This window comes from Alcanivorax limicola, assembly GCF_019931215.1.
Classification (GTDB): domain Bacteria; phylum Pseudomonadota; class Gammaproteobacteria; order Pseudomonadales; family Alcanivoracaceae; genus Isoalcanivorax; species Isoalcanivorax limicola.
The window spans coordinates 494147-517065 of the sequence record NZ_JAIOUB010000003.1; the positions used below are offsets into that span (position 1 = coordinate 494147).

Below are 22919 nucleotides of genomic sequence, written 5' to 3' on the forward strand. Positions count from 1 at the left end.
ATGGCAGAAACAGATAGCATGTCGATGTGGTATCTGATTGCCACGGCGGATTTGCTGGTGCAGCTGGTGATGCTGCTGCTGGTGGTCTTGTCGGTGGCATCCTGGGCAATGATCTATACACGCTACCGCATTATCGGCCGAGCCCGGCGTGCCGGTGCGGCCTTTGAAGAGCGTTTCTGGTCAGGCGAAGACTTGTCGACGCTGTATCAGAAGGTCAAGAAAGAGCCGGACCCGGACAGCGGGCAGGAAGCGATTTTTCGTGCCGGCTTCCAGGAATTCGTACGCCTGTCGAAAAACTCCCGCGATGCCGAAGCGGTCATGGTTGGCGCCCAGCGCGCCATGCGCGTGACGCTGCAACGCGAGCAGGCGCGCTTGACCACCTCCTTGCCCTTCCTGGCCACCGTGGGTTCCACCAGCCCTTATATCGGCCTGTTCGGTACCGTCTGGGGCATCATGAATTCGTTCCGCGCACTGGCCAATGTCAGTCAGGCGACCCTGACCGTGGTCGCGCCGGGTATCGCCGAAGCACTGATCGCGACGGCAATGGGGCTGTTTGCGGCCATTCCTGCGGTCGTGGCCTATAACCGTTACGCCTCCGCCACAGACAGCCTGATCGGCGACAGTGAAATGTTCGCGGAAGAGTTTTCCTCGATCCTGCACCGGCAGGCCCACGGCCGGGGAGAAGCCTGATGGTCAAGGTCCGTCCTCCGCGCAAGCTGGTGGCCGAGATCAACGTCGTGCCGTATATCGACGTCATGCTGGTGTTGCTGATCGTGTTCATGATCACTGCGCCCATGCTTACGCAGGGGATTCAGGTGGATCTGCCGCGCAGCAGCAGTGAGCCGCTTGTCACCGATGATGAGCCGGTGATCATCAGCGTGCAGCGAGACGGCGGCTACTTTATCAATGTCGGGGAAGATCAGCAGAGCACTGCCACGCTGGATACCGTGCGTGGTCATGCCCTGCGTATCCAGCGCAATGCACCGCAGACCCTGTTCCTGGTAGAAGGGGACAAGGACGTCGCATACGGCAAGGTGATCGAGCTGATGTCGGCCTTGCAGGGCGCCGGCATTGATCGCCTGGGGCTGGTGACGGAACCGCCGGACAAGGCCAACTGATGAACTGGCGTGATGGTGCACCGGCGATTGCGGTCTCCCTGACACTGCATCTGGCGGTGGTGGGTGTGCTGACCCTGAACTGGGCGAGTTCGCCCAAGGTGGATATCAAGCCGCGCAGTGTGCCTCATGTGCAGGCCGTTGTGGTGGAGCGTCCCGCACCACAGCAGCCTGCTGCCCGGCCTCGTCCGCAGCCACAGCCTCGTCCACAACCCCAGCCGAGACCGCCTGAACCGAAACCCGAGCCGCCGAAGCCGGAAGTGCAGCGGCCGGAACCGAAGCCCGAACCGAAACCTGAGCCAGCGCCTCAGCCCAGGCCGGAGCCAAAGCCCGAGCCAAAGCCTGAGCCCAGACCGGAATTCAGCCAGCCGGACTTGTCGGAATTGCTGGCTGAGGAAGAGATGGCCATGGCCCAGCAACAGGCAGAGCGTGAGGCCAGCGCGGAGACGATAGTCAGCACAGATGGTGCGTCCATGGGCGATGATTCGGAAATGGCGGGTTATCGGCAGGCGATTCAGGCTGCGGTCAGCAGGCGCTGGAGCCGGCCACCCAGTGCGCGCAACGATATGGAACTGGTGCTGCGGGTCCGTTTGGCGCCGGGTGGCGATGTCGTCAATGTGTCAGTCAGAACACCCAGTGGCGATCATGCGCTGGATCGTTCCGCGATGGCTGCGGTCAGAAATGCGAGCCCGTTACCAGTGCCGAGCGGGCGCGATTTTGAAAATTTTCGTGAATTTGATTTCCTGTTCCGGCCGGAGGATATGCGGTTGTGAGAAAGTTGATGAAGAATTTGGTCATGACGTGCCTGTTGTTGGGGTGCACAACACTGGTGCACGCCAATCTGGTGATCGAGATCACTCAGGGGCGTGATGATGCGCTGCCGATTGCGGTGGTGCCGTTTGCCAGTTCCGGGGGGCAGCCCGAGGAAGATATCGCCGCGATCATTGCGGCGAACCTGCATCGCAGCGGGCAATTTCGTCCGCTGCCTGCGGAGGACATGCTGAGTCGTCCGAGCCGCGGTGCCGACATCATCTGGCGCGATTTCCGCGTCATGCAGTCGGAATATGTGGTGGTCGGGCGCAGTAACCGGCTGGAGGACGGCCGCTATCGTGTGGAGTACGAACTGCACGACGTGGCGCGCGGCGCTCAGATGGTCGCCGCCAGCTACACGGGTAGCGCCAGCCAGCTGCGAGATATGGCGCATTCGATATCAGACAAGGTGTTCGAGCAGCTGACCGGGATTCCCGGCGTGTTCGGCACCAAGATTCTGTATGTGACCATGAATGAACGGCGTGAGCATCCGTTTGAACTGCAGTATGCGGATGCCGATGGGCACCGGGCGCAGACTATTCTGCGCAGCCGTCAGCCCATCATGAGTCCGTCCTGGTCACCGGATGGCAGCCAGGTCGCCTATGTATCGTTTGAGGGCGACGGGCTGCCGAAAATCTATGTGCACAACCTGGCCAGCTCCGAGCGCAGGGTGGTAGCCCGGGAGTCGGGCATTAACGGGGCGCCGGCGTGGTCGCCGGACGGTACGCGTCTTGCATTGACCTTGTCACGGGACGGTGCGCCGGAGATCTACACGCTGGACCTGAGCACGGGTCGCCTCGTGCGCAGGACCAACAGCCGCGCTATTGATACAGAGCCGCGTTGGCTGCCGGACGGTGAATCACTGGTGTTCACCTCCAGCCGGGGTGGCGGTCCGCAGATCTATCGCATGGACCTGCGGGACAACACGGTGCGGCGTCTGACCTTCGAGGGGCCTTACAATGCCCGCCCGGATGTCACACCCGACGGACGGTACCTGGTTTTCGTGCATCGTCGTGATGGGCGCTTCCAGATTGGCGTACAGGATATGCGACGCGGTACCTTCAATGTGCTGACCGCATCAAATATGGATGAATCCCCCAGTGTTGCGCCAAATGGAACTATGATAATTTATGGCACACAGCAAGGGGGGGCAGGTGTTCTCGAGGCCGTATCCATTGATGGACGGGTGAGGGTGGCACTGCCTTCGAAGGAAGGTGAAGTTCGTGAACCGGCATGGTCGCCGTTTATGTGACCCTGGTGGTTCAGGACAAAAAAGAGTTTAAACAAAGGTTTTTTCAGACCTACCAATGGTAACAACAGGAGTTCTATCAATGCGCGCTTCCACGTACAACCGTCTTTTCATCGCTGTGATCGGGTCCGCCATGCTGGCCGCCTGCTCCAGCACGCCGACCGAGGATGACACCTCTGCCACTGATCAGCAGCAGGTCGAACGTGAGGCTGATACCCGTCCCGTGACTCCGGCACAGCCGACTCGCCCGGACTACAGCCACATTCCCCTGACCGCCGAGGGTTACCACAATCATCCGTCTCACTACGACGGCACCACTGACAGCCGCATCGTGTACTTCGCATTCGATCGCTCTGAAGTGCCTGCCGCCGCATTCGACACGCTGCGTGCCCACGCCAATCACCTGAAAGGCAACAGCAACGCTCGCGTCCGTCTGGAAGGGCATACCGATGAGCGTGGTACGCGCGAGTACAACGTAGCGTTGGCTGAGCGTCGTTCCAAGGCGGTCGAGCAGTTCCTGCGCGTGCAGGGCGTTTCTGCTTCACAGATCACCACTGTCAGCTACGGCGAAGAAAAGCCGAAAGCGCGTGGCTCTGACGAAATGGCCTACGCCCAGAACCGTCGCGTAGAGCTGAACTACACTGCTGGCCGTCCGTAACATCAGGTCTGCAGATATCTCGTCAAGAGATATGGCATCAGGAGTACCGATATGAAGCGCCTGCTTACAGGCATTCTGATCGGCGGCCTGGCGGGGGCTGCGCTTGCGCAGCCCTCGACCGGGCCTTTGTCGGTTGAGGACCGTGTTTACCCGCGTCCACAGACATCGACACCGAATCAGCCCACCAATCAGCCTCGCAGCACCCCTGGATCACAGCAAGCCAGCGGTCAGGCCACGCCTGAAGGTGGTGTGATGATGCTGATGCAACAGATCAACGCATTCGAAGGCGAGATCCAGCGCCTGGAAGGGATGATCGAGCAGCTCCGGCATGAGCTGGACACCGCCCGCAGTGGCGAGCGCGAGCGTTACCTTGATCTGGACACACGAATCAATGCCCTGGCGGAAGCCTCCATCGAACAGTCCGAGCAGCAAGGCGCTGGCTCGGCGGCGACGGGGAATGCCGGCGGGGATGCGGCAGGTGACAGGGCCGCCTACAGCGCAGCACGCGAAAAGCTGCTGGGCCGCCAGTTCCCGGAGGCGGGAAAGGCGTTTGAAGTGTACCTGAAAGACTATCCGCGCGGGCAGTTCCGGCCGTTTGCCCATTTCTGGCTGGGAGAGATCTATCGCAGCCAGGCCACGCCGGATCGTGACAAGGCCATGGCGCAGTTCCGCAAGGTCGTGGATGACTTCCCCGATCACAGCCAGGTGCCCGCCGCGCTTTACAAGCTGGCGACGCTGGAAGCAGAGAGCGGTGATATCAACCGGGCCAAAGTGACCCTGAATCGTATCATTCGCCAGTTTGACGGCTCCTCCGAAGCCCGTCTTGCCCGCGGCATGCTGGAACAGCTCGAAGGCGCCTGATCTCCGGGCGGCCCGGGCTCGGGCCGTTGCCGCTGTGCAGGTTGCCCTGCTGAGGCGCGGCCCTGCTGAGGTAAGGCGCGCCCTGTGCTAGAATCCGCCCCCCTTGAGCATGCGGGCCTGACCTGTGGATCTGCGCATCACCGAAATCTTCCATTCTCTGCAAGGGGAAGCCCGCACAGTGGGCCGCCCGACGGTGTTCGTGCGCCTGACCGGCTGCCCGCAGCGCTGTGTCTGGTGTGATACGGAATATGCCTTTCAGGGCGGTGAGCGATGGTCGCTGGACGCCGTGCTGGCTGATGTGGCCGGCCGGGGTGCGCGTTACGTCACGGTGACGGGGGGCGAGCCCCTGGCCCAGCCCAACTGCCTGCCGCTGCTCACCGCACTGTGCGATGCGGGCTATGAGGTCAGCCTGGAAACCGGTGGCGCCATGGATATCAGCGGCGTTGACCCGCGTGTCGTGGTGGTGATGGATATCAAGGCCCCGGCATCCGGCGAGCGCCACAACAACCGGGTGGAGAACATCCCCCTGTTGAAACCCGCAGACCAGGTCAAGTTCGTGCTCGCCAACCGGGGAGACTACGACTGGGCGCGCATGCAGGTGGATCAGCACCAGCTGGCCGAGCGTGTCAGTGACGTACTGTTTTCACCGGTCTGGGGGCAATTGCCCCCCGCAGATCTGGCTGCCTGGATACTGGAAGACCGTTTGCCGGTGCGTTTTCAGATGCAGCTGCACAAGCTGCTCTGGGATGATGCCCGTGGACGCTAAAGGCATACCCGCGCGCTGAAAGTAGATTGAGGAGTGTGTTGATGAAGAAGGCAGTGGTGCTGTTGTCTGGCGGTCTGGATTCCGCCACCTGTCTGGCGCTGGCGCTGAAAGCCGGTTATCAGGTGCATACCCTGGCCTTTGATTACGGGCAGCGCCATCGGGCCGAGTTGCTGGCCGCCGAGCGCGTAGCGCAGGAACAGGGTGTGGCCAGCCATCGCATCATTCGCCTGGACCTGGGCGCCATCGGTGGCTCGGCGCTAACGGACTCCTCCCTGGCGGTGCCGGAAGAGGAGGGCGAGGGCATTCCGATTACCTATGTGCCAGCGCGCAACACCGTATTCCTGTCACTGGCGCTGGGCTTGGCCGAAGTGCTGGATGCGGCGGCGATCTACATCGGTATCAACGCGGTGGACTACTCGGGCTATCCGGACTGCCGCCCCGCCTTTATCGACGCATTCCGGGAAATGGCCGCGCTGGCCACCCGGGCCGGTGTGGAAGGGCATGGCCCGATGATCGAAACGCCGCTGTTGACCCTGAGCAAGGCCGACATCATCGCCACAGGCGCCAAGCTGGGTGTGGACTACAGCCTGACCGTCTCCTGCTATCAGGCGGATGACGAAGGCCGTGCCTGCGGGCGCTGCGACAGCTGTCGTTTGCGCCGCGCCGGTTTTGACGACGCGGGGCTGACCGATCCGACCCGTTACGCCCCCTGAACAACAAAATCCATATTTCCCCTTGTAACGCGGCAAAATATTAGTATCATTTGCGCCTCTTCGACGGGCCGTTAGCTCAGCGGTAGAGCAGTTGGCTTTTAACCAATTGGTCGATGGTTCGAATCCATCACGGCCCACCATATCAGAACGCCTCGGCAATCATGCCGGGGCGTTTTTGTTTGTGCCCCGCATTTGCCCCGCCCTTTTCACAACCCGTCCCTTCGCAACCCGCTCCTTCGCAATCCGCCCTTCACAATCCAATCACACCCTGTACAAGTAATATTGGCTGTACAGCTTTTGTGAAGGCCAATCCGGTGAAGGTACGCAATGCAGACGATGGGGCAGGGCCTGTGAAGCCCGCAGTGGGCGATCTGGTGCCAATCAGTGTGGTGGGTGCCATGACCGGGGTAAACCCGGTCACGCTGCGTGCGTGGGAGCGGCGCTACGGGCTCTTGCAACCACATCGGACCGCCAAGGGATACCGTCTGTACAGCGACGACGATGTGGCCAGGGTGCGGCACATCGTCAGTTGGCTGGACAAGGGCGTTGCCATCAGTCGCGTACGCCCGCTGCTGGAGGGGACTTTACCGGGCGCCGCCGCCAGTGAGACGGCGGATGCCAGCCAGGATCAGGGGCAAGCCGCCCGGGACTGGCAGGAGGCGCTGGATGCCGGCGTGCAAGCCGCTATGGCCCTGGATGTGCGGCGGCTCGAACAGCAGTTCAATCGGCTGGCGGGCGATTACCCCTTGTCGCAGGTGCTGGCGTGCTGGGCAGACCCGCTAAGCGCGCGGTTGCTGGCCCAAAGCGGCTCTGGCAGCACCGGGGTGCCGGGCATGCGCTCTGCAAGGATCGCCTTCGATGACTTCCTGCACAACAAACTGGCGGCACGCCTGCTGATGGCGGGTCGCCGTGCCGGGCGCCAGCCACGCTGGGTGGTATTGCCCGCCGCAGACGGCGCTGACCGGGAGGCGCAGACGCTTGCCGCGCTGTGCGCGGAGGCGGATCTGCCGGTGTTGCTGCTGTCCACGCCGTTGCCGGCAGACGAGTTGAGTCTGCTTGGCAGCCGCGCTGATGTGGCCGGTGTGTTGCTGGTGCTGCCGCCCGGCACCTCGACCACCTCGCTGGAGCGCCGCCTGGGCACTGCGCGGCGCCATCTCGCGGAGCGCCTGTTTGCCTGCGGTGACGGGCTGCTCACCCTGTCGCGCATACCCTCTGGCGTTTCGCCGCTGGCCGGTCCCCGGCAGCAGATCATCAACCGTCTCGCGGCGCTGTCATCGACACACAGAAAGGAGCCGGTATGACCGCCCTGGTCTGGTATCGCAACGACCTTCGTGCGCAGGATCATCAGGCGCTCAGCGCCGCCCTGGGCAGCAAGCAGCCCGTGCGCGCCGTGTACCTGCTGAGTCCCGGCCAGTGGGACCGGCATCAGGTCGCGCCGATACGCCGCTGGTACGTGCTGGCTTCGCTGCATGAACTGGGTGAGACCCTGGGCAAGCTGGGCATTCCGCTGGATATTCTGCCTTGCGATACCTTCGACGAAGCGCCCGCGGTGCTGGCGGCGTATTGCCGCGACCGACAGATCAGGGCGTTGTTCTGTACGCGTGAGTACCCCCTCAACGAACTGCGCCGCGATCGTGCCGTGGCGGACACCTTGCGGCCGCTGGGCATTGAACTGCAGGGATTTGATGATGCGGTGATCATACCGCCGCGCGCGCTGAAGACGGGGCAGGGCACGCCGTACACCGTATTTACGCCGTATCGTCGCCGTTGGGATGAATGCCTGGCTGAGGCGCCCCCCAGCCTGCCGCCAGCGCCGAAAAAGCCGGCCGGTGTCGCGCCCGTGACGTTTGATGCCCGCGCGCTGGATGCGCAGATCAGGCTGCTGGACCTGCCGGACACCCTTACCGGGTTGTGGCAACCCGGGGAGAAAGCAGCGCAAAAGCAGCTGCAACAGTTTGCCGATGATCGGCTGGCCGATTACCGGCGGGATCGGGATTTTCCTGCCTTGCCCGGCACGAGCCTGTTGTCCACGGCGCTGTCTGCGGGAACGGTCAGTCCTGCGCGTTGCGTGACGCTGGCCCGCGCAGTGCAACGTGCGGGCAGTAAAGCGGGGGGCAAAGAGGGCGCCACCACCTGGCTCAGCGAAATTGCCTGGCGGGATTTCTATCGCCAGATCATGGCCAACTTCCCGCATCTGGCCTGGGGCGCGCCGTTCCGGCCGGAGACGGGTTATGTGCAATGGTCCCGCGACGAGCAGCTGTTCCAGGCCTGGTGCGAGGGCCGCACCGGCTATCCCCTTGTGGATGCGGCCATGCGGCAGCTCAACAGCACGGGCTGGATGCACAATCGCCTGCGCATGGTCAGCGCCATGTTTCTGAGCAAGAACCTGTTCATCGACTGGCGCTGGGGCGAAAGCTATTTCATGCAGCAGTTGATCGACGGCGACTTCGCTGCCAACAACGGTGGCTGGCAGTGGAGTGCGTCCACCGGCACCGACGCGGCGCCCTATTTTCGCGTGTTCAGCCCGATTCGCCAGAGCGAGCGATTCGACCCTGATGGCACGTTTATTCGCCAGCAGGTCCCGGCGTTGCGTGACCTGCCGGGCAAACAGATTCATCAACCCTGGAAAGCGCCGCTGCTGGCCCCGGATTATCCCGCGCCGGTGGTGTCCCTGGAGGGCGTGCGTGACCGTGTGACTGCCGCGTTCAAGGCGGCAAAGAATATCCATGATTCAGCGGGCGGCGCTTCACGATGAGCGCGCTATCTGACACGCAGACTGTTCTCGGAGAGACGAACGACATGAAAAAGATTGCCATTATTGGCGCCGGTATCAGCGGCCTTACTGCGGCATACCTGCTAGGGCGGCGACACGCGGTAACGCTGTTCGAAGCCGAGTCGCAGCTTGGCGGGCACACCCATACGGTCCACATAAAACGCCCGCATGGTGACTACGGTGTTGATGTCGGGTTTATCGTATTCAATGACCGCACCTATCCCAATTTCAACAAACTCATGGCGCAGATCGGCGTCGGTCGGCGCGATACCGAAATGGGATTTGCCGTCAGCTGCGAGCGGACTGGCCTGGAATATTGCGGCCGCAATACGGCCGGCGTCTTTGCCCAGCGCCGAAACCTGTTGTCGTGGCCGCACTGGCGGATGATTCGCGACATATTGCGTTTTAACCGGGAAGCGCCAGCACTGCTGGAACATGATGACGGCGAGATGCCGCTGGGCGATTACCTGCGCCGCGAGGGCTACAGCGAGCGCTTCATGAGCCATTACATCCTGCCCATGGGCGGCGCCATCTGGTCCTGCAGTGAAAAGCACATGGCCGACTTCCCGGCACGTTTCTTTATTCGCTTTTTCGACCACCATGGCTTGCTGAGCCTGAAGAACCGTCCGCAATGGCATGTGGTGCCCGGTGGCTCCTCGAGCTACCTCGAGAAGCTGGTGCCCGCGATCAATGCGGACATTCGCGTTGCCACGCCGGTGCAGCAGGTGCTGCGCAGCGAGAAGGGTGTGACGGTAGTCAGCCCGGCTGGCCGGGAAGGTTTTGATGAGGTGGTGTTCGCCTGCCACAGCGATCAGGCACTGGCCTTGCTGGGCGACGCGGATGAACAGGAGCGTCGTCTGCTGGCCGATATTCCGTATCAGGAAAACGATGTCGTGCTGCACACCGACACCCGGCTGTTGCCGCGCAGCAAACGCGTCTGGTCCAGCTGGAATGCCCTGTTGCCGAAACAGCCCGGTGACCGCATTCAGGTGACCTACAACATGAATATCCTGCAGGGCATCGAGGCACCGGAAACCTTCTGCGTGACCCTCAATGCAACGGATCGTATTGATCCGGTAACGATTATCAGCCGCCATAGTTTTTCTCACCCTGTATTCACCCCGGCAGGCATAGCCTCCCGGCAACAGATTCAGGCAGACAACGGGCGCAACAAGACCTGGTTCTGCGGCGCCTGGCTCAGAAACGGCTTCCATGAAGATGGCGTGGTTTCCGCGCTGAATGTTGCCGAGGCCTTCGGAGAGCAGCTGTGAGCCTCACCCATATCGGCCATGGCATATACCAGGGCAGGGTGTGGCACGAGCGGCTGACCCCCACACGTCACCGCTTTGCCTACCCGCTGTGGTTGATGGCAGTTGATGTTGACGATGTGGACGGCCTGCTGGGCCGCCACCGGGCCTGGGGGCGCCGTTGGCGCCCGATCGTGGTGCGAGACAGGGACTATCTCGACGCTGCTGCGCAGAACAGTCAGGGCTCTTTGGGAGGACAGGTGCGAGCCAAGGCGGCCGAACTGGGCTTCGACTGGGGTCAGGGCCGCATCCTGATGTTGGCACAGCCGCGTATCTTCGGGTGGTTATTCAATCCGATTGTTTTGTACTGGCATTTTCCGGCGGACCAGGCCGAGGGGCAGACAGGCACAGCGCGTCCGGATCAGGTCATTGCCGAGGTGAGCAATACACCCTGGCACCAGACCCATTGGTATCCGCTGCGGTTAACGGCGCAGGGTGAAGACAGCTTCACGGTGGAAGATGACAAGGCGTTTCATGTCTCGCCCTTCATGGGAATGAACATGCGATATCACTGGTTTCTGCAAATGAATGACGCCAGCCTCACGGTACGTATCGAAAACTGGCAGGCGGGAGAAAAGATATTCACCGCCGGGATGACCCTGAAGCGGCAACCGGCGACACGAGAAGCAATGGGGCAGGTGATACGCCGTTTCGGTTGGCAGAGCCTGCGAGTGAGTGCGGGTATATATGCCCAGGCCTTCCGCCTGTGGCGCAAGGGTGTGCCGTTCCACGGCCACCCGGAAAAATCAGAGATCGAGCGGAGATAAAAATGGGCATGCTTAAACTTCAGGACACAGGCTCGTTGCCGGATACCGGCATGCTCGACCGCATTGCGCGGCGGTTTGTGCTGAAGACGCTGGGGCGTTTCCCCGTCGGGCGTTTGTCTGTTACCGAGCCGGACGGCAACACCGTGGTGCTGGGCGATGGCGAGCCGGCGGCAAACATCGAGATTCTCGACTGGCGCACCTACCGCATGCTGTTTACTGGCGGTTCGCTGGGCGCTGGTGAGTCGTACATGGAGGGCCTGTGGCGTAGCGATGACCTGCCCCTGGTCGTACAGTTCTTCGCCGCCAACATCGAGCCGATGCAGGATCTGGAAAATGGCGCGGCGCGGCTGGCCAGGCCCCTGATCCGCATGCTGCACAACATGAACCGGAACTCCATCACCGGCTCGCGTCGCAATATTTCTGCCCACTACGATCTGGGCAACGACTTCTTTCGTCTGTTTCTCGACGAAACCATGATGTATTCCAGCGCGATTTACGCCAGCCAGGAAATGACGCTGGACCAGGCCGCCGTGCACAAGCTCGATGTGATCTGCAAGAAGCTGCAACTTGGCCCGGAGAATCACCTGCTGGAAATCGGCACCGGCTGGGGCGGCTTGGCCGTCCATGCCGCCCGCAACTACGGTTGCCGCGTCACCACCACCACCATTTCCCGCGAGCAGCACGCCTTTGCCTGCCAGCGCGTCAGCGAGGAGGGGCTCGAGGACCGCATCATTGTGCTGGACCAGGATTACCGGCTACTGGAAGGCAAGTACGATCGCATTGTCTCTGTGGAGATGATCGAAGCGGTGGGGCACCAGTACCTGAACAACTATTTCGGCAAGCTGGATGAGCTGCTCACCGACGATGGCCTGATTCTGCTGCAAGCGATCACCATCCCGGACCAACGTTACAAGTACGCCATCAAGCATGTGGATTTCATCAAGCGCTATATCTTCCCCGGTGGTTTTCTGCCGTCCTTGCGGGTGATGTTCGACAAGTTCTCCCGGAACACGCGCATCACCCCGGTGGATGTTCATGACATTGGCCTGGACTACGCGCGCACCCTGGCTGATTGGCGCGAACGCTTCAGTGCCGCCAGCCAGCAGGTGACCGCCATGGGCTTCGATACGCGCTTTCAGCGCATGTGGGAGTACTATCTTTGCTACTGCGAGGGCGCCTTTCGCGAACGTGCGATCAGCACCGTGCAGATGCTTGGCGCCGGCCACGGCTTCCGGCCCACGGGGCTTCCCGGCGGCAAGATACCCCGCATCGGCGACTGACCTTCGGACAGGGGCCCCTGCCGCTGGCAGGAGGGGCCTTCACCTGTGTTATCATGAGCAGTCCGAGGTGCCCACAAAGCACCGTCCACAGCGGAACGTGGCGCCCGGACGCGGGCGCCCTGCGTTAACTTGTCGGAAGGGAAGCACACTTCCCTGATATGCCCATGACTGCACAGGCCATTGAACTGGTTCGTGACCATCTTGACCGCATCAACCCAGCCACTGTGCTTGATGACGCTCAGCGGCGTAATTTCCGCGATCGTATCAAGGCATTGTTGCAGGCGCGTGATGCGGTGCTGGTGGCCCACTATTACACCGACCCGGAAATACAGGCTCTCGCCGAGGAGACCGGCGGCTGCGTCGCTGACTCGCTGGAAATGGCCCGTTTCGGCAAGGAGCACCCGGCTTCGACACTGATCGTGGCGGGGGTGCGTTTCATGGGCGAAACCGCCAAGATCCTGAGCCCCGAAAAGCGCGTGTTCATGCCCACCCTTGAAGCGACCTGCTCGCTGGATCTGGGCTGCCCGGAAAAGGCCTTCGCCGAGTTCTGCGATGCGCATCCCGATCGCACGGTGGTGGTCTACGCCAACACGTCGGCGGCGGTGAAAGCCCGGGCCGACTGGGTGGTGACCTCCAGTATTGCCGTCGAGCTGATCGAGCACCTCGACCGCCAGGGTGAGAAGATCATCTGGGCGCCGGACAAGCATCTGGGCGATTACGTCACTCGCCAGACTGGCGCTGATGTGCTGTGCTGGGACAGCGCCTGCATCGTGCATGAGGAATTCAAGGCGCGTGGTGTGCTGGACCTGCGCGAGGCCTACCCGGACGCTGCGGTGCTGGTCCACCCGGAATCGCCCCAGGCTGTGGTCGAGATCGCCGATGTGGTGGGTTCTACCTCCCAGCTGATCAAGGCGGCGGTGGAACTGCCGAATCAAACCCTGATCGTGGCGACCGATCGCGGCATCTTCTACAAGATGCAGCAGCTGGCGCCGGGCAAGACCTTCATTGAGGCGCCAACGGCGGGCAGTGGTGCGACCTGTCGCAGTTGTGCGCATTGTCCGTGGATGGCGATGAACGGTCTGGAGAATATGTGCCGGGTGCTGGAGGACGAGCAGGGTGCGGGTCAGGAAATCTTCGTCGACCCGGAGATCGCCCGTAAGGCGATGGTGCCGCTGGATCGCATGCTGGCATTCGGGGCGTCGCTCGCCTCTCGCTGATCTGACTACTGTAGCTTGGTTGGGCCATTCTGTTTTAGTTTGGTGGTTGTGGCCCTCGGGGGGCGGGTACAGGTTTTCAGGACCCGCCGTAAATACGTCCCTGTAGGCTTGTGTTCGACATCCTTGTCTCACACAGTCCTGAAAACCTGTACCCGCCCCCCGAGGGCCGTCACGCGCAGCCCGGTTAACAAGCTGGAAGCCAACTAGCGGTTTTGTTCCTCCAGAAAGTTGCTATAACCACCGTGCGTCGAATCTCCTGCCAGCGTTGAGCCGGGGTATGCCCTGGAGGGACCTCTTTGGCCAGGGATGGCCAAAGCGCGAGCGCCCAGGGATGGCTTGAGCGGTCCCGGAAGGGCATACCCCGGCTCAACGCGTACTCGATGGAGGGTGAACCACTGGCTGGAGGATGACGAATTTCCAGCCGTGATAAACCACAAAAAAGCCCCCGTTTCCGAGGGCTTTTTTGGTGTCAGCAGACTGAAGAAATCAGTTGGTCGCTGCCGTGCGGCGACGACGCTGGCTGTTGCCGGGGCGGGCGCCGGTGGTGTTGCCCGATGCCGGGCGACCGCTGCCGCCGCCGGGGCGACGTTGGCCATCCCCGCGTGGGGCACCGGCGGACTGGCCGCTGCGCTGGCCACCGCGATTGGCGCTGTTGCCACCGCCGGAGCGGCCACCGCCACCCTGGCGTTGGCGACCGTTCTGGATCGGCTCGGGCTTGATGCGCGGGTCCGGTTCAAAGCCGGGCAGGATTTCTTCTTCCAGCTTGCGGCCGATGAGTTTCTCGATGCCGGACAGCAGCCGGTTTTCGTCGACGCAGACCAGCGAGATGGCTTCACCCACAGAGCCGGCCCGGCCGGTGCGGCCGATACGGTGCACGTAGTCTTCGGCCACGTTGGGCAGCTCGAAGTTGACCACATGGGGCAGCTCGCTGATATCGATGCCGCGTGCCGCGATGTCCGTGGCGACCAGGACCTGCAGTTGGCCCGCCTTGAATTCACTCAGTGCGCGGGTCCGGGCGGACTGGCTCTTGTTGCCATGGATTGCCATCGCCGTGATGTCCTGTTTGGAGAGCTGTTCTGCCAGGCGGTTGGCCAGATGCTTGGTCCGGGTGAAGACCAGTACCTGATACCAATTGTGGCGAATGATCAGCTCTGCCAGCAGTTCACGTTTGCGCTCGCGGTCGACACGGTAAACCTTTTGCGAGACGGTTTCGGCGGTGGCGTTGCGGCGTGCGACTTCGATCAGTGCCGGCTTGTTCAGCAAGCCATCGGCCAGCGTCTTGATCTCATTGGAGAAGGTCGCGGAGAACAGCAGGTTCTGGCGGCCGGCGGGCAGCAGTTTCAGGACCCGGCGGATGTCATGGATAAAGCCCATGTCGAGCATCCGGTCTGCTTCGTCCAGCACCAGGATTTCAACACCGGAGAGGTCTACGGTGCCCTGACGGGCGTGGTCCAGCAGGCGGCCGGGGCAAGCGACCAGGATATCAATGCGCTTTTTCAGGCGGTCGACCTGGGGCTGCATGCCGACACCACCGAACATCACCATGGAATTGATATCCAGGTGTTTGCTGTAGGTGCGGACGGATTCTTCCACCTGCGCCGCGAGTTCGCGGGTCGGGGCCAGAATCAGGGTGCGTATCTTGCCGGGCTTGCGGGCCGGCTGTGTTGTCAGGCGCTGCAGGATCGGCAGGGTAAAGCCGGCGGTCTTGCCGGTGCCGGTCTGGGCACCGGCGAGCAGATCGCCACCTGCCAGCACGGCAGGAATGGCCTGGCGCTGGATGGGGGTAGGAATGTCATAGCCTTGCTCACGCACGGCACGCAGGATGGCATCAGAGAGGCCAAGTTCAGAAAAAGACATGTTGCTCCGGGAAAATATTGAGCGCCTGTCGCTGCGTTGAGGACCAGTCACAGGCGTTGAAAAATAGGGGTGTCGCAGAAGGCGGGGTGTCGCTGACTGGTCGCGACGTTGGGCATAGTACAGGGATTCGCGTCGCGCAGCCAGCTAAAGCGTTACGGCGCTCTGCGGCTGCTCAGAAGCGCTCGTTGGCGAGCCGTTCCATTTCCTGCAGCCGTGCGCGGACCTGGCTGTGCATGGCGAAGCGTTCACGGCTCTGGTTCAGGGCGAAGCGCATCTGCTCCAGGCCCCGCTCCTCCTGGCCCATGGCGAACAGATACTCGCCGCGGGCCTGATGTGCCCGGGCGCGGTCGCCTTCTTTGCCCCAGGCGTCGGCCAGCATGCTCCACAACAGTGGATCCTGGCGTTTCAGCAGCATGCGTTCTGTCAGCGCGCGGGCTTCCGCGTATTCCTCTTGGGCAATAAGGTTGCGCGCCAGCATCACAGAGGTAGCGTAATTACCGGGCATCAGGTCCAGCACTTCGCGCAGTATCTTGATTGCCCTGTCGTGGTCGCCACGTTGCTCGGCAACCTCTGCCAGGGCCAGGCGGTACCAGAACTGATTGGGTTCCTGTTCCATCATCTGTTTGAGTGTGGATTCGGCCAGGTCATATTGCCGCGCACGCATGGCGCTCATGGCGAGGCCAAAGCCTGCTGCCTGCTGGGCAATGCTGCGGCCGCCTTCGTAGCGCCCGCGGAAGTGGGTCAGGGCCTGCTGCGGGTCACTGATAAAGGCGGCCTGAGTGCGCGCGCGAATCAGATCGAACTCCGGTGTGACGCGCATGGGCGGGCGGCTGAGGTTTTCTGCCCGGTTGCGGCTGTCGGCAATCCGGGTTTCGGTGACCGGGTGGGTGAGAACGAATTCGGGGGGCGTGCCGGCGTATTGGCGGCTGCGGGCCATGCGCTCGAAAAAGCGCGGCATGGCATGGGGGTCCATGCCTGCATTGACCAGTGTCTGCATGCCGACGCGGTCGGCCTCGCGTTCGTGGTGTCGGGAGTAGGCCAGTTGCGACTGGATGGCGGCGGCCTGGCTGGTGGCAATACCGGCCATGCCAGCCTGGGCATCGCCGGCAATGGCGACGGCGAGGCTGGCCAGCATGGCGGCCAGCATGGCCTGATTCATGCGCCGGCTGTCAGCATAGCGACGGGTGAAGTGGCGCTGGCTGACGTGGGCGATTTCATGGGCCACGACGGCGGCCACTTCATCTTCGCTTTCTGCATTGAGAAACAGCCCGGCATTGAGACCGATGACGCCGCCAGGTACGGCGAAGGCGTTTATTTCACGATTGTTGACGACCACGATCGCCAGGTCAGGTTCTGACAGGTCACTATGGGACGCGAGGCGATAAACCAGGTGCTCCACATAGTCCTGTACCAGGGGGTCCTGGAGAATCGGCGCCTGGCTGCGCAGTCCACGCAACCAGGCGCGCCCGAGGCGGTTTTCCTGCTCGGGGGTCAGGATATTGCCGGTCGGGTCGCCCAGATCAGGGAGGCTGTGCGGGCTGGCGGAGGCGCCGGCCACAGTAAGGATGGCCAGCAGCATCAGCGGCAGCAGTGAGGCGCAAAAACGCCGTAACTGTGTCAAAGTGATCTCCTGTTCGTGACATCCATCAGTATCATCTATCAGTATAATGTACCCACGCGCTGGCGTATCTCTGTGAATCGACCTGAAGGGCCGTGATGTGACGAATGATACCCCCCGCAAGTCTGATGATCCGGGCCAGCTGGTTGCGAGGGCGGCCGGTTCATCGCAGGTGCTGCCAGGCGCGGACAGCGTGCTGGATGCCCGGGGCCTGCGTTGCCCGATGCCGTTGCTCAAGACGCGTCAGGCGTTACGTGGCCTGGCGTCGGGCCAAACGTTGCTGGTGCGCGCCACGGACATCGGCGCACGCCGGGACATCCCCGCTTATCTGAGACAATCGGGACATGAACTGGTTCGCAGTTCTGATCCCGCCGCCCCCACTGATGATGAAATCTGGTTCCTGATCCGGGTTGCCGAAGGAGAGAAATAGATGATGAACGTGATCAGGAACTGGTTCCGGGCCTACTTTTCCGACGAAGAGGCGGTCTATCTGTTTTTCCTGCTGGCCGGCGGTCTGCTGGTCATTCTGTTCTTTGGCGGCATGTTGGCGCCGGTGCTGACGGCGCTGGTGCTGGCTTATCTTATGCAGGGTCTGGTTACGACGCTGATGCGCTGGGGGCTGCCGGAGAAGTTGTCAGTGGGGCTGGTCTATCTGTTGTTTGTCAGCCTGCTGGTGGCCACTCTGGTGATATTGCTGCCGGTGATATGGAAGCAGACGGTCAACCTGATTCAGGACCAGCTTCCCCGAATACTCAACAACAGTGAACGCTGGTTGCGTGAGCTGCCGGCGGCCTATCCGGAAATGATTTCCATGCGTCAGGTAGACACCATCGTTGAACTTGCGCAGCGTGAGCTGGCCAATGCCGGGCAGGCGGTGTTGTCGTTGTCGCTAGCTACGATACCCAGCATTGTCGATGTGATGATCTTTGTGGTGCTGGTGCCGTTGCTGGTGTTTTTCTTTCTGGTAGACCGTGAACGATTGATGAGCTGGAGCGGTTCCATGTTGCCGGACCGGCGCAGGGTATTGTCCAATGTCTGGGCCGAGATGGATCAGCAGATCGCCAACTACGTGCGCGGCAAGGCCATTGAGATCCTGATCGTCGGCGCCACCAGTTATATCGTGTTCAAGCTGCTCGGCGTCAACTATGCGCTGTTGCTGGCGGTACTGGTGGGGTTGTCGGTGGTTATTCCCTATATCGGCGCCACGGTGGTGACGATTCCAGTGGCCGCTGTTGCCTGGGTGCAGTTTGGCTGGGGGGGAGAATTTGCGCTGGTGATGGCGCTCTACGCGGTGATCCAGTTCCTGGATGCCAATGTGCTGGTGCCGTTTTTGTTCTCCGAGGCGGTCAATCTGCATCCGGTGGCGATCATTACGGCGATTCTGTTTTTCGGCGGGTTGTGGGGGTTCTGGGGCGTGTTCTTTGCCATCCCGCTGGCGACCCTGATCAAGGCGGTGCTGTATGCCTGGCCGCGAAATCAGGACTCACCGATCGTTACCGAGGAGCCGCAGCCCGAGGCCTGACCCGGGCTGCGACGACCGCTACAGGGCCTGCACAGCTTCCAGCACGGCCTCGACGTGGCCCTTGACCTTCACTTTGCGCCATTCCTGCCGCAGAGTGCCGCTGGCATCGACAAGAAAGGTGCTGCGTTCGATACCCTCGAATTCGCGACCGTACATTTTTTTCAGTTTGATCACATCGAAGATGCGGCACAGGGTTTCATCTTCATCAGAGATCAGTTCGAAGGGAAAGGCCTGCTTGTTCTTGAAGTTTTCATGGCTTTTCAGGCTGTCTTTCGAGACACCGAAAATGTCACAGCCTGCCTGCTGGAACGCAGCGTACAGGTCACGGAAATCTCCCCCTTCAGTCGTGCAGCCCGGTGTGCTGTCCTTGGGATAAAAGTACAGGACATAGGCTCGGCCCTTCAGGTTCTCGGACTGGATTGTCTGGCCCCCGGTGGCGGGTGCAGAGAAGCGGGGTATCGGTTTGTCCAGTTGGGCGGTCTTGCTCATTAATCACTCCTTGACGGTCTTCGTTGTTCAGTGGCGACGGGGGTGCATGGTGGCGTCCAGATTGCGTTGTTCGCAGAGATCGAGGAACTCGTCACGCAAACGGCTGACGGATTCTTCAGCGGGCACGTTCAACGTGATGTGAAGGCTGAACATCGGTGTGCCGGTGTGCGGTGCGGCATAAGTGCCGGTGGTCAGATCATTGATGTTGATGCCGCGGCTGGAAAAGAACTGGGCAATCTCATGGACGATACCGGGGTGGTCCATGGCCACGACCTCGACCTGATAGGGGAGGGCGCTGGCCTGTTCGCCGGCACGGCGGGTGCGCCGCAGGGTAATGGTCAGCGCCAGTGATTGCTCCAGTGACGGTGCAGCGGCTTCGAGCTGCGACAGGGTGTCGTCACTGCCGCTGACCAGCATCAGCACGGCGAATTCGCCGCCCAGTACGGTCATGCGGGAGTCCAGAATATTGCCCTGGCGCTCAAGCACCGCACCGGTGAGGGCTTTGACAATGCCCGGACGGTCGGAACCCAGGGCGGAAATAACGATCAACTGATCCATAGTGATGTGTCCTGACAACAAGCTAAGTGACCATCGTGCCAGGCAGGCACGGGGTTCATGGGGGTCAGTGTACCTCCCGGACCGCCGGCCCTGAAGCGGCCTGGCTCACGCTTGTGACTGTTGTCGCCGGTGTTGTCGCCGATCAGGGCGCCAAGTACCATATGGCGCCTCGGACGCGGTCGGGATGCCGCACCAAACTATACTGATTCTGTGACGCAACATCTGTGTGACGTCGCAAGCCGGAGTAAATCGTGGACATTCGCGGCAGCATCGTAGCCCTGGTCACCCCCATGCATGCCGACGGTTCGGTGGACTGGGAGCGCCTGAAGAAGTTGGTCAACTGGCATGTGGAGCAGGGCTCCCATGCACTGGTTGCTGTGGGCACCACCGGTGAATCGCCGACCATCGGCTTCGAGGAGCACGATCTGGTGATCCGCGAGATCGTTGCCGCTGCGGCCGGGCGTATCCCGGTGATCGCGGGCACCGGCGCCAATTCCACCGACGAAGCCATTCGCCTGACCCGCTATGCCCAGCGCGCCGGTGCTGACGCCTGTCTGCTGGTGACGCCTTACTACAACAAGCCGACGCAGGAAGGCCTGTATCAGCATTACCTGGCGATTGCCCGGGAAGTGGATATCCCGCAGATTCTCTACAACGTGCCCGGGCGGACCGCCTGCGACCTGCTCCCGGAGACGGTGGAGCGGCTGTGCAAGGTGCCGAATATCGTTGGCATCAAGGAAGCCACCGGTAACCTGGATCGTGCCCGGGAACTGATGGAGCGCTGCAGCGCCGATTTCATGCTCTACTCCGGTGACGACGCCACAGCGATTGAATTCATTCTGATGGGTGGTCACGGCAATGTGTCGGTGACCGCCAATGTCATGCCGGCGACCATGGCGGCGGCATGTGACGCTGCGCTGGCCGGTGATGCAGAGCGGGCTCGTGCGCTCAACGCGCAGATGGCGCCGCTGCACCAGGGGCTGTTTGTCGAATCCAATCCCATCCCGGTGAAATGGGCCCTGCATGAAATGGGGCTGATCGACCGGGGTATCCGCTTGCCGCTGACCACACTGTCAGGGCCGGCCCAGGAACGTTTACGGCAGATGCTGCGTGATTGCGGTCTGCTGGAGGTGAAATGAGGTATTTCTCTGTCGCGACATTGTCCGCCATGGTGGCAGTCGTGCTGTCCAGCGGTTGCAGCTGGATTCCCGACCGTACCCTGGTGTACCAGGAAGCCGAGACATCACCCCGTATGGATGTGCCTGAGGGCATGTTCTTTTCCGGTTTTCAGGATGGTTATCCCATTCCGGATGTGGATCAGCGCGTGACGCCCTCGAGCGAGCGGTTTCGGCCACCTCCGCCACCGCAACTGGCAATCCTGGGGCAGCAGGACAGTGCCGAGGCGGCTGCCGCATCCGTTGATCCCGGTCGCCTGAGTGCCATCATGGGGCGGGATGGCAATGGCTATCCGATCATCATGCTCAGCACCCAGTTCGTCTGGGCCTGGGAATATGTGGGTCAGGCGCTGGCTCGCACCGACCTGACCATTGAGGACCGCAACAGGGAATCCGGGATTTATTATGTCCGTGTGCCTCGCAGCTATGGGCTGGAAGAGCGTCAGGCACAGCTGAAGCTCAGCCATACCGTCAATGGCATCCAGGTGGCCGTGCTTGATCGTCGCGGCACCGCACTGGTGGCCAGGGAGCCCGGGCAAGCGATCCTCGAGCGCCTGAATAATGAGTTCTGAGCAGTACCCGGCAGGTGAGGTGACGTGAAAATCGCATCGCTCGGCAGTGGCAGCAAGGGCAACGCCACACTGGTGCAGAGCGACGACACACTGGTGATGGTGGATTGCGGGTTTTCCATGCGGGAAACCCTGGCGCGGCTGGCGCGTCTGGGAGCTGATCCCGCTGAGATTACCGCCATACTGGTCACCCACGAGCACGGCGATCATGTGCGTGGCGTACTGCCGCTGGCCCGTCGTCTGGGTGTGCCGGTTTACCTCAGCCATGGCACCGGGCGCGCACTTGCTGAACGGGAGCGCTTCGATACCCGTGGCGTGGTGCTGCACGAGGTCAGGCCCGGCCGGGCACTGACCGTCGGCGCCCTGACGGTCACGCCGGTGCCGGTCCCCCATGATGCGCGGGAACCCTGCCAGTACGTATTTGATGATCAGCGCCGCAATGTTGGTGTCCTGACAGACCTTGGTACGATTACCTCCCATGTGGTCCAGGCCTACGGCGCCTGCGATGCACTGGTGCTTGAGTGCAACCATGACCGGGACATGCTGGCCATGGGGCACTATCCGATGTCGCTGAAACGGCGTGTGGGCGGACAGTGGGGGCATCTGAACAACCGCCAGGCTGGCGAACTGGTGACAGAGATGGATCAGGGGCGGCTGCAACATCTGGTGCTGTCGCATCTGAGCGAGGACAACAACACGCCGGAGCATGCGCTGGCAGCCATGGCCGAGGCCGGGTTTGATGATATGCAGCGGTTACGAGTGGCGAGTCAGGGTGATGGTTTCCCCTGGCTGCTGGTGGAATAAGCAGGGCACAACGACTGATACGGGGCTGAGGCAACATGGAAAAACGTAAAGAGCTGTACTCCGGCAAGGCCAAATCGGTGTTCACCACCGATGATGACAATCTCATGGTGCTGAGCTTCCGTGATGACACCTCCGCGTTTGACGGCAAGAAAGTGGAGCAGCTGGCGCGCAAGGGTGCGGTCAACAACCAGTTCAATGCCTTCATCATGGAAAAACTGGCGGCGGCGGGGATTCCTACCCATTTCGTGCGTCGTTTGTCGTCCAACGAATCGCTGGTGAAGCGGCTGAGCATGATTCCGGTGGAGTGTGTGGTCCGTAATATCGCCGCAGGCAGCCTGTGTCGCCGGCTTGGCGTCGAAGAGGGGCTGGCGCTGAACCCGCCCACCTTCGAGATGTTTCTGAAGAATGATGCCCTCGGCGATCCGATGATCAACGAATACCACGTGCGCAGCTTCGGCTGGGCCGAGCCGGGCCAGATCGAGCAGATGAAAGTGCTGACCTTCAAGGTCAACGACATCCTCAAGCAGCTGTTTCTCGACGGCGGCATGTTGCTGGTGGACTACAAGCTCGAATTCGGTGTGGCCGACGGTGAAATCCTGCTGGGCGACGAGTTCAGCCCAGACGGCTGCCGCCTGTGGGATGCCGAGACCCGCGAAAAAATGGACAAGGATCGCTTCCGCCAGGGCCTGGGCGGCGTGGTCGAAGCCTATGAGCAGGTCGGGCAACGCCTGGGCATGACGTTCGAATATTGATTGACCTGCCTGCCTGTTCATCGTCTGCCGGCTTGCATTGCCGGCAGAATGGTGACAAA

The 22919-nt window shown here is 61.7% G+C and carries 24 protein-coding genes and 1 tRNA gene; 21 read left to right on the forward strand and 4 right to left on the reverse strand.

The genetic code is table 11. The annotated features are described in order from the left end of the window. The 15 genes from tolQ to nadA all read left to right on the forward strand — a co-directional run bounded on the left by tolQ (position 1) and on the right by nadA (position 13516). Positions 1 to 690 carry a protein TolQ gene (gene tolQ / locus K8B33_RS12355; RefSeq protein WP_223426903.1) on the forward strand — a complete coding sequence of 230 codons (690 nt, stop codon included), beginning with the start codon at positions 1 to 3 and terminating at the stop codon, positions 688 to 690. After that, positions 690 to 1118 carry a protein TolR gene (gene tolR / locus K8B33_RS12360; protein WP_223426904.1) on the forward strand — a complete coding sequence of 143 codons (429 nt, stop codon included), beginning with the start codon at positions 690 to 692 and terminating at the stop codon, positions 1116 to 1118. The genes tolQ and tolR overlap by 1 nt, the downstream gene beginning before the upstream one ends. Continuing rightward, the gene (tolA, locus tag K8B33_RS12365) at positions 1118 to 1888 is read left to right on the forward strand and encodes a cell envelope integrity protein TolA (RefSeq protein ID WP_223426906.1); all 771 of its coding nucleotides are present in this window, start codon (positions 1118 to 1120) and stop codon (positions 1886 to 1888) included. The genes tolR and tolA overlap by 1 nt, the downstream gene beginning before the upstream one ends. 8 nt (positions 1889 to 1896) lie before the next feature. Then, positions 1897 to 3177, forward strand: a complete 1281-nt coding sequence (gene tolB / locus K8B33_RS12370; protein ID WP_223426908.1) for a Tol-Pal system beta propeller repeat protein TolB — start codon at positions 1897 to 1899, stop codon at positions 3175 to 3177. Between the two features lie 79 nt (positions 3178 to 3256). After that, positions 3257 to 3832, forward strand: coding sequence for a peptidoglycan-associated lipoprotein Pal (gene pal / locus K8B33_RS12375; RefSeq protein ID WP_223426910.1), 576 nt, complete (start codon positions 3257 to 3259; stop codon positions 3830 to 3832). Between the two features lie 51 nt (positions 3833 to 3883). Beyond that, a complete protein-coding gene (locus K8B33_RS12380; RefSeq protein WP_223426911.1) occupies positions 3884 to 4693 on the forward strand; it encodes a tetratricopeptide repeat protein in 810 nt (269 codons plus the stop codon). Positions 4694 to 4817: 124 nt separating this feature from the next. Beyond that, the gene (gene queE, locus K8B33_RS12385; RefSeq protein ID WP_223426912.1) at positions 4818 to 5459 is read left to right on the forward strand and encodes a 7-carboxy-7-deazaguanine synthase QueE; all 642 of its coding nucleotides are present in this window, start codon (positions 4818 to 4820) and stop codon (positions 5457 to 5459) included. 41 nt (positions 5460 to 5500) lie between these two features. After that, positions 5501 to 6172 carry a 7-cyano-7-deazaguanine synthase QueC gene (gene queC, locus K8B33_RS12390; RefSeq protein ID WP_223426913.1) on the forward strand — a complete coding sequence of 224 codons (672 nt, stop codon included), beginning with the start codon at positions 5501 to 5503 and terminating at the stop codon, positions 6170 to 6172. 65 nt (positions 6173 to 6237) lie between these two features. Further along, a tRNA-Lys gene (locus tag K8B33_RS12395) sits at positions 6238 to 6312 on the forward strand. Between the two features lie 210 nt (positions 6313 to 6522). Beyond that, positions 6523 to 7473, forward strand: coding sequence for a MerR family transcriptional regulator (locus K8B33_RS12400; RefSeq protein WP_223426914.1), 951 nt, complete (start codon positions 6523 to 6525; stop codon positions 7471 to 7473). Beyond that, positions 7470 to 8927, forward strand: coding sequence for a deoxyribodipyrimidine photo-lyase (gene phrB / locus K8B33_RS12405; protein ID WP_223426916.1), 1458 nt, complete (start codon positions 7470 to 7472; stop codon positions 8925 to 8927). Before K8B33_RS12400 ends, phrB begins: the two co-directional genes overlap by 4 nt. A 44-nt stretch (positions 8928 to 8971) precedes the next feature. Further along, positions 8972 to 10216 carry an NAD(P)/FAD-dependent oxidoreductase gene (locus K8B33_RS12410; protein ID WP_223426918.1) on the forward strand — a complete coding sequence of 415 codons (1245 nt, stop codon included), beginning with the start codon at positions 8972 to 8974 and terminating at the stop codon, positions 10214 to 10216. Further along, on the forward strand, positions 10213 to 11019 hold the full coding sequence (locus K8B33_RS12415) for a DUF1365 domain-containing protein (RefSeq protein WP_223426919.1): 807 nt from the start codon (positions 10213 to 10215) through the stop codon (positions 11017 to 11019). Before K8B33_RS12410 ends, K8B33_RS12415 begins: the two co-directional genes overlap by 4 nt. Positions 11020 to 11027: 8 nt before the next feature. Further along, positions 11028 to 12299 (forward strand): class I SAM-dependent methyltransferase, encoded by a 1272-nt coding sequence (locus K8B33_RS12420; RefSeq protein WP_396020983.1) that lies wholly within the window; start codon positions 11028 to 11030, stop codon positions 12297 to 12299. A 164-nt stretch (positions 12300 to 12463) separates the two neighbouring features. Beyond that, complete coding sequence (gene nadA, locus K8B33_RS12425; protein ID WP_223426921.1) at positions 12464 to 13516, forward strand: quinolinate synthase NadA; 1053 nt, start codon at positions 12464 to 12466, stop codon at positions 13514 to 13516. Positions 13517 to 14002: 486 nt separating this feature from the next. Here nadA and K8B33_RS12430 read toward each other — a convergent pair whose 3' ends face one another. Together K8B33_RS12430 and K8B33_RS12435 are read right to left on the reverse strand one after the other, a co-directional pair. After that, the gene (locus K8B33_RS12430; protein WP_223426923.1) at positions 14003 to 15373 is read right to left on the reverse strand and encodes a DEAD/DEAH box helicase; all 1371 of its coding nucleotides are present in this window, start codon (positions 15371 to 15373) and stop codon (positions 14003 to 14005) included. Between the two features lie 172 nt (positions 15374 to 15545). After that, entirely contained in the window at positions 15546 to 16994 is a 1449-nt protein-coding gene (locus K8B33_RS12435) for a M48 family metalloprotease (RefSeq protein ID WP_223426934.1), read from the reverse strand. A 97-nt stretch (positions 16995 to 17091) separates the two neighbouring features. On the opposite strand from K8B33_RS12435, the gene K8B33_RS12440 reads away from it, so the two are divergent. Then, positions 17092 to 17421 carry a sulfurtransferase TusA family protein gene (locus K8B33_RS12440; protein WP_396020980.1) on the forward strand — a complete coding sequence of 110 codons (330 nt, stop codon included), beginning with the start codon at positions 17092 to 17094 and terminating at the stop codon, positions 17419 to 17421. After that, entirely contained in the window at positions 17422 to 18513 is a 1092-nt protein-coding gene (locus K8B33_RS12445; RefSeq protein WP_223426935.1) for an AI-2E family transporter, read from the forward strand. Positions 18514 to 18531: 18 nt separating this feature from the next. Here the strand turns inward: K8B33_RS12445 and K8B33_RS12450 are convergent, their stop codons facing one another. Both K8B33_RS12450 and K8B33_RS12455 read right to left on the reverse strand, forming a co-directional pair. Beyond that, positions 18532 to 19002, reverse strand: a complete 471-nt coding sequence (locus tag K8B33_RS12450) for a peroxiredoxin (protein WP_223426936.1) — start codon at positions 19000 to 19002, stop codon at positions 18532 to 18534. A 27-nt stretch (positions 19003 to 19029) separates the two neighbouring features. Continuing rightward, on the reverse strand, positions 19030 to 19560 hold the full coding sequence (locus K8B33_RS12455; RefSeq protein WP_223426940.1) for a glycine cleavage system protein R: 531 nt from the start codon (positions 19558 to 19560) through the stop codon (positions 19030 to 19032). Positions 19561 to 19811: 251 nt separating this feature from the next. Between K8B33_RS12455 and dapA the strand changes: the two genes are divergently transcribed. From dapA to purC, 4 genes are read left to right on the forward strand one after another with little or no spacing between them, the layout of a single operon-like run. Continuing rightward, the gene (gene dapA, locus K8B33_RS12460) at positions 19812 to 20699 is read left to right on the forward strand and encodes a 4-hydroxy-tetrahydrodipicolinate synthase (protein ID WP_223426949.1); all 888 of its coding nucleotides are present in this window, start codon (positions 19812 to 19814) and stop codon (positions 20697 to 20699) included. Beyond that, positions 20696 to 21307, forward strand: coding sequence for an outer membrane protein assembly factor BamC (gene bamC / locus K8B33_RS12465; protein ID WP_223426952.1), 612 nt, complete (start codon positions 20696 to 20698; stop codon positions 21305 to 21307). The genes dapA and bamC overlap by 4 nt, the downstream gene beginning before the upstream one ends. Positions 21308 to 21331: 24 nt before the next feature. Then, entirely contained in the window at positions 21332 to 22108 is a 777-nt protein-coding gene (locus tag K8B33_RS12470; protein WP_223426962.1) for an MBL fold metallo-hydrolase, read from the forward strand. A 35-nt stretch (positions 22109 to 22143) separates the two neighbouring features. After that, positions 22144 to 22860 carry a phosphoribosylaminoimidazolesuccinocarboxamide synthase gene (gene purC, locus K8B33_RS12475; protein WP_223426964.1) on the forward strand — a complete coding sequence of 239 codons (717 nt, stop codon included), beginning with the start codon at positions 22144 to 22146 and terminating at the stop codon, positions 22858 to 22860. Positions 22861 to 22919 lie beyond the last annotated feature (59 nt).